5 protein-coding genes and 1 tRNA gene are annotated in these 5,109 nt (G+C 69.2%); 3 read left to right on the top strand and 3 right to left on the bottom strand.

The annotated features are described in order from the left end of the window. Window positions 1-2,831: hypothetical protein (locus KY469_22270; GenBank protein ID MBW3665819.1), on the bottom strand; the 2,831-nt coding region annotated here is incomplete at its 3' end. A gap of 68 nt (window positions 2,832-2,899) precedes the next feature. Between KY469_22270 and KY469_22265 the strand changes: the two genes are divergently transcribed. The 3 genes from KY469_22265 to KY469_22255 all read left to right on the top strand — a co-directional run bounded on the left by KY469_22265 (window position 2,900) and on the right by KY469_22255 (window position 3,990). Continuing rightward, a complete protein-coding gene (locus KY469_22265; GenBank protein MBW3665818.1) occupies window positions 2,900-3,292 on the top strand; it encodes a tyrosine-type recombinase/integrase in 393 nt (130 codons plus the stop codon). Between the two features lie 84 nt (window positions 3,293-3,376). Next, on the top strand, window positions 3,377-3,583 hold the full coding sequence (locus tag KY469_22260; protein ID MBW3665817.1) for a type II toxin-antitoxin system VapB family antitoxin: 207 nt from the start codon (window positions 3,377-3,379) through the stop codon (window positions 3,581-3,583). Beyond that, a complete protein-coding gene (locus tag KY469_22255; protein ID MBW3665816.1) occupies window positions 3,580-3,990 on the top strand; it encodes a PIN domain nuclease in 411 nt (136 codons plus the stop codon). The genes KY469_22260 and KY469_22255 overlap by 4 nt, the downstream gene beginning before the upstream one ends. A 41-nt stretch (window positions 3,991-4,031) precedes the next feature. Here the strand turns inward: KY469_22255 and KY469_22250 are convergent. Then, window positions 4,032-4,122 (bottom strand) — tRNA-Ser (locus KY469_22250). Between the two features lie 259 nt (window positions 4,123-4,381). Beyond that, complete coding sequence (locus KY469_22245) at window positions 4,382-5,023, bottom strand: glyoxalase (GenBank protein ID MBW3665815.1); 642 nt, start codon at window positions 5,021-5,023, stop codon at window positions 4,382-4,384. Window positions 5,024-5,109: the final 86 nt, after the last annotated feature.

Here is a 5,109-nt window from a genome sequence, read left to right as displayed (position 1 = left end):
AGGGCGGTGAGCGAGTCGGTGTCGTTGCCGGCGTCGTAGCCCAGGTCCAGCCCGCCATCGCTACCGGTGAGGTTGCCGGCGGTGTCGTGGTGGTAGCCGACCCCCGACGCCCACCGGACCAGGTTGTCGAACACGATCCAACCGTCGGAGCTCAGCGAGGTGTAGGCGTCGTCCTCGTAGCCCAGCGCGACCCGCCGCGCCCCCGCCGTCGCAGCGTTGGCCAGCGTCGCCCCGGCCTGGTAGGTGAACGCCGCCGCATCGGTGCTGGATGGCCGCTCGGCGATGACGTGGGCGTCGCCGCCGATCTGCGCGGCGGTGGCGACCTCGGTGGTGCCCGCCGAGGTGTGGGTGATGGTGGTGCCGGCGAGGTCGCCGGCGGGGCCGGCCGCACCGACGTGGACGGTGTCGGCGATGTCGAGCTGGGTGGGGGTGTAGGGGGTGCCGGAGGCGGTGGCCAGGCCGTGGTCGTCCCACGCCGAGTCCTCCATGTTCACCACGGCCATGGTGGCGTCCTCGTCGTACTTCGACGCGACCGCGTTGGACACGATCGATTCGGCGATCACCACCAAGTCGTAGCCAGAGGTGGCCTCGCTGCTGTGGTCGTCCCGGGTCGTGACGGTCGCGCCCAGGCCAGTCAGGCGGTTCTTGACGGCGGTGTCGCCGCTGGTCAACGCGGCGGGATCGCCCACCACCAACAGCACGTCACCCAGCTCGGCCATGGTGTCGGTGAGCTGGTTCGCGGCGTCGTAGCCGAACCACTCCCGGGTCCCGTCGTCGTCACGCTCGAGCAGGTTGCCGGACGGGTCGTAGTCGAAGCCCACATCATCGAGCAGGTTGCTGGAGGCGCCACGGGTGACCGCCGAGGTCAGCCGATCGGTGCTGTCGTAGCCGTAGGTGGTCACCTCACCGTTCTCGTCGGTGACGGTGCGGCGCAGCAGCGTGTCATCGATTCCGACGTTGTAGGTGTAGACGCGCTCCGCAAGCACCGTGCTGAGCCCGTTGGTGGCGGCGATCTTCTTGATGCGGTTAGAGTCGTCGTGCTGGTAGTCGACCACGACGCTGTTGGGGTAGGTGATGTCGTCGAGATTGCCGGCAACGTCGAAGTCGAAATCGGTCACCGCGGAGCCCGGTTCGGTCATCAGGTTGACCTGGTTGACGGCGTCGTAGCTGTAGCTCACCGTACCGGCCGGGTCGGTCATCGACGTGAGGTTGCCGGCGTCGTCGTAGACGTAGCTGGTGGTGCGCGACCCGGGGAAGGTCTCGCCGGTGATGCGGTTCAGCTCGTCGTAGAGGGTCGTGGTCGTCCCGGTCGGATCGACCCGAGACGTGCGGTTGCCCGCGTCGTCGTAGAGGTAGGTGACCGAGGTCGCGTCGCCGTAGGTGGCCGAGGTGACCCGGTCGAAGGCGTCGTAGCCGAAGTCGACCGTCGTGGCGTTGGGGTAGGTGACGGTATCGACCCGCGACAGGGCGTCGTAGGTGATGGTGGTGTCGCCCTGGGGGGCGGGCGGGTCGATGCTGGTGCGGTTGCCGCTGGTGTAGCCGTAGCTGGTGACGTGCCCGCGGGGATCGGTGACGGTGGCGATGGTTCCGTCGCCGTTGCGGGTCAGGGACACCTTGCAGCCGCCGCTGCACGCGGTCTGCGCGTCGGTGATGGTCGCCAGCGCCCCGTCGGTGTCGTAGCTGATCTGGCGGGTAGCACCTCCGGTGGAGCTGATCTCCGATGGCCCGTAGGGATTGTTCGTGTCGGTGTAGGCGAACTCGGTCGTCGCCCCGGTGGGCAGCTCGGTCGAGGCGAGGTTGTCGAGGCCGTCGGTGGTGTAGCTGTTCGTCACCGGAGTGCCGCTGGTGCGGTCGGTGTAGGACTCGACCTGCGACGAGGAGTGGTACTCGGATGAGCGCTCGTTGCCCAGCGCGTCGACGACCTTGGTCACGCGGCCGTGACGGTCGAAGTGGTAGGTGGTGGTGTTGCTGCGGGGGTCGGTCACCACGGTCTTCCACGCGACGGTGTAGTCGAAGGTCCAGGTCGGTCCGGTGTCGTTGACCGCATCGTCGACCCGGGTCAGGGAGGTGACGCGGTCGTTGCTGTCGTAGGCGAACTTGGTCTTGTTGCCTTCGGGGTCGGTGACGCGGATTACGCGCTTGGAGGCGTCGTAGTCGTAGTCGGTGACGTTGGCGGCCGGGTCGGTGTAGATCTCCAGCAGGTAGTCGGTGGTGTAGCCGTAGTCGTAGGTGCGTCCGCCCGGCCCGGTCACGCGGGTGATCATGCGGGCGCCGTTGACGGTAGACCAGGTGAAGTTGGTCACGCGGCTCTGGGTGTCGGTCATCGACGCCAGCTCGCCGCTGAGCAGGTCGTAGGTGTAGGTGATGGTGTTGCCGAACCGGTCCTGACGTGAGGTCAGCAGTCCGGCCGAGTTGTACTGCCAGGTCTCGTCGCTGCGGCGGAACGTCAGCGTGTACGACCCGCCGGTGTTCTTGACCAGGTCGGCGTCGAACCCGGTGGGGCTGCGGAAGGTGGAGGCGCCCTGCTCGCGGGTGAACACCACGTGGCCATCGGCCCGCAGCACCACCGACTCGGTCAGGATCCACAGCCCGGTGAAGTTGCCCGGCAGCAGCATCCAGCTCCGGCCCGCCTCGGTGCGGGAGCCGAACTGCGAGTTGTAGCCGCGGGTCACCGCGGCGTCGTGTCCGGCGGTGCCTCCGATCGCCAGATCACGCTCGGACAGGTGCAGGTTGCCCGACGCGACGTTGACGCGGGCGGTGCGCCGGTCGGTCAGCTCGAAGTTCTCGTAGCCCCACAGCTCGCGCGAGCCCAGCAGCTCCTTGGACTCCACTGTCAGGGTGGGCCACTTCGACGAGTCGGCACCGCCCGGACCCTCGCGCGGTCAGCATCCCGGCGTTCGTGTGCGAGGACCTGGCCGAGCATCTCGTCGATCACCCGGACGATCAAGATGCGCTCGTGTTCACCGCCGGCGGCGGCGGTCCGCTGCGGCACAACGACTTCATGCGGTACGTGTGGCGCCGTGCCGTCCGTGCGGCCGGGTTGCCAGCGGGTCTGACGCCGCACGAGTTGCGCCACACGGCTGCGGCGCTCCTGATCGCTCAGGGCGCCGGGCCGAAGTCGATCCAGGCGCAGCTGGGTCACGCGACCATCGTCACCACGTTCAACACCTACGGCCACCTGTTCGAAGGCCACCTCGACGACGTCATGGAGCGCCTCGACTCGCGCTGGCGCCGCGCGCGGTCGGAGCCCGCCGCCCCCGACGATCGATCCGAGCCGGAAGTCCTCGACTGACCCGAGCATCGACGCGAAGCGCGGGAGGGCTGAAAGGGCCCTCAGGTATATCCTTAGTTATGTTGATGTATATGAGGAGTTGCGGTGGCGAAGAAGCTGGTCGACATCGACGAGGAGACGCTGGCCCGTGCCCGCGAGATCCTCGGCGCCGACACGATGAAGCAGACCGTCAACGAGGCCCTCGCCGAGGTCGTCCGGCTCGCGGAGCGGCGTTCTCACGTCGCCCGCCTGGCCGAGATGGACGGCCTGGACCTCGATGACGAGGACGTGATGGCCGACGCGTGGCGCTGAACCCCGCCTACCTCGCGGACAAGAGCGCGCTTGCCCGCATGACCATCGGCCAGGTCAACGCTCAGCTGGAACCGCTGCTGAGCGACGGGCTGGTGGCGACGTGCGGCATCGTCGACCTCGAGGTCGGCTACTCGGCACGCAACGCGGCCGTGCACCGGCAGGTCCGTCGCGAGCGGCGAGCGTTGCCCAAGGCCCGCATCGACGACGAGGTCCTGGACCGCGCCCTTGACGTGCAGGGGGAACTGGCGGAGCGAGGTCAGCACCGCCTGCCAATTCCCGACCTGATCATCGCGGCCGCTGCCGAGCTGGCAGGCCTGGTTGTGTTGCACTACGACGCCGACTTCGAGGTCATCGCCGACGTCACCGGCCAACCGCACGAGTGGGTCGTCGTGCGCGGCTCGGTGTGACGATCGACCGTCGAAGAGGCGTCAGCTAGGTGGGTCTAGAGCGGAGGGTGAGGGATTCGAACCCCCGGGACGGTGTGAGCCGCCCAACGGTTTTCAAGACCGTCGCCTTCAGCCGGACTCGGCCAACCCTCCTCGCGGGCGTACCCGCGCCCCGAGGGTACTGGGGGGACCATCGAGGCTGGCTTGTCGTCGCGCTTCCGCGGAGCGCCCGGCTGTCCCCCCGGTCTTCTCCCCCGATCGTGCGGGCTATCCATCCGTCAGATCGGGGGCGGAGTTCCGCCACCGCCAGCAGGCGGTGGTCGGGCTCGTGGCGGTCCCGGCCGGCCTCGTCTCGCTACACGCGGTCACGCGTGGGTGGTCGGTCGGCACGACTCGCCCCGAGCTGAACGGCCTAGCCGTCGTCCCGCGACAGGAACGCGACCGGCACGCTGATCCCGATGGGTTCGCCCCCCAGGGTGGCGATGCGACGCCCCGGTTGGACCGCGGGCTTGGGCCTGCTGAGGCGATCGCCGAGGAGGTCGACGGTGAGATCGAGGTCGTCGACGGTGAAGGCGAGGCCCCAGAACACCGAGCGTCCGTCGCCGCGGTCGGCGGGGCGCGAGACCACCTCGAGGACCGCCTCGCCGAGGCGGTAGAAGGTCTGGACCATCGGACGGCCGTACAGCTCGTGCTCGGTCTGGCGCCGCGGCTCGAGCCCGAGCCGGTCGCGCAGCTCCGCGATCGTCCGCTCACGGTCGGGCGAGCCCACCACGAGGTGGTCGACCGAGACGACGCGGTTGGGATGTGCCGGCGACGGCTCGGGCGGGGCGGCAGTGGTGGTCGTCGTCGCGAGCCCGTCGATCTCCGTGATGTCCGCTGGGCCAGGCGGGGCGTCACGGAGCGACCACGAGCGGATGCCGCGGGGTCCGTCCGCGCCCGCGAGGTGGATGAGGATCGAGCCGACCGTGCAGGTCTCCGCGCGGACCTCGAAGCCGATCCGTTCCCACGCGTCGGGGTCGTCCGCGACCGTCAGCGCAGCGAGTGCCGGTGCCAGGACGGACCTCCGAGCCGACGCACGGACCGTACTCCGCCCCGCTACTCCGCCGACGATCAGTCATCGTCCTCGCCGCCACCATCACC

It is taken from the genome of Actinomycetota bacterium, from assembly GCA_019347575.1.
Lineage (GTDB): Bacteria > Actinomycetota > Nitriliruptoria > Nitriliruptorales > Nitriliruptoraceae > JAHWKY01.
Note: the sequence above shows the minus strand (reverse complement) of the source record. Positions and strands in the feature narration are given on the sequence as shown.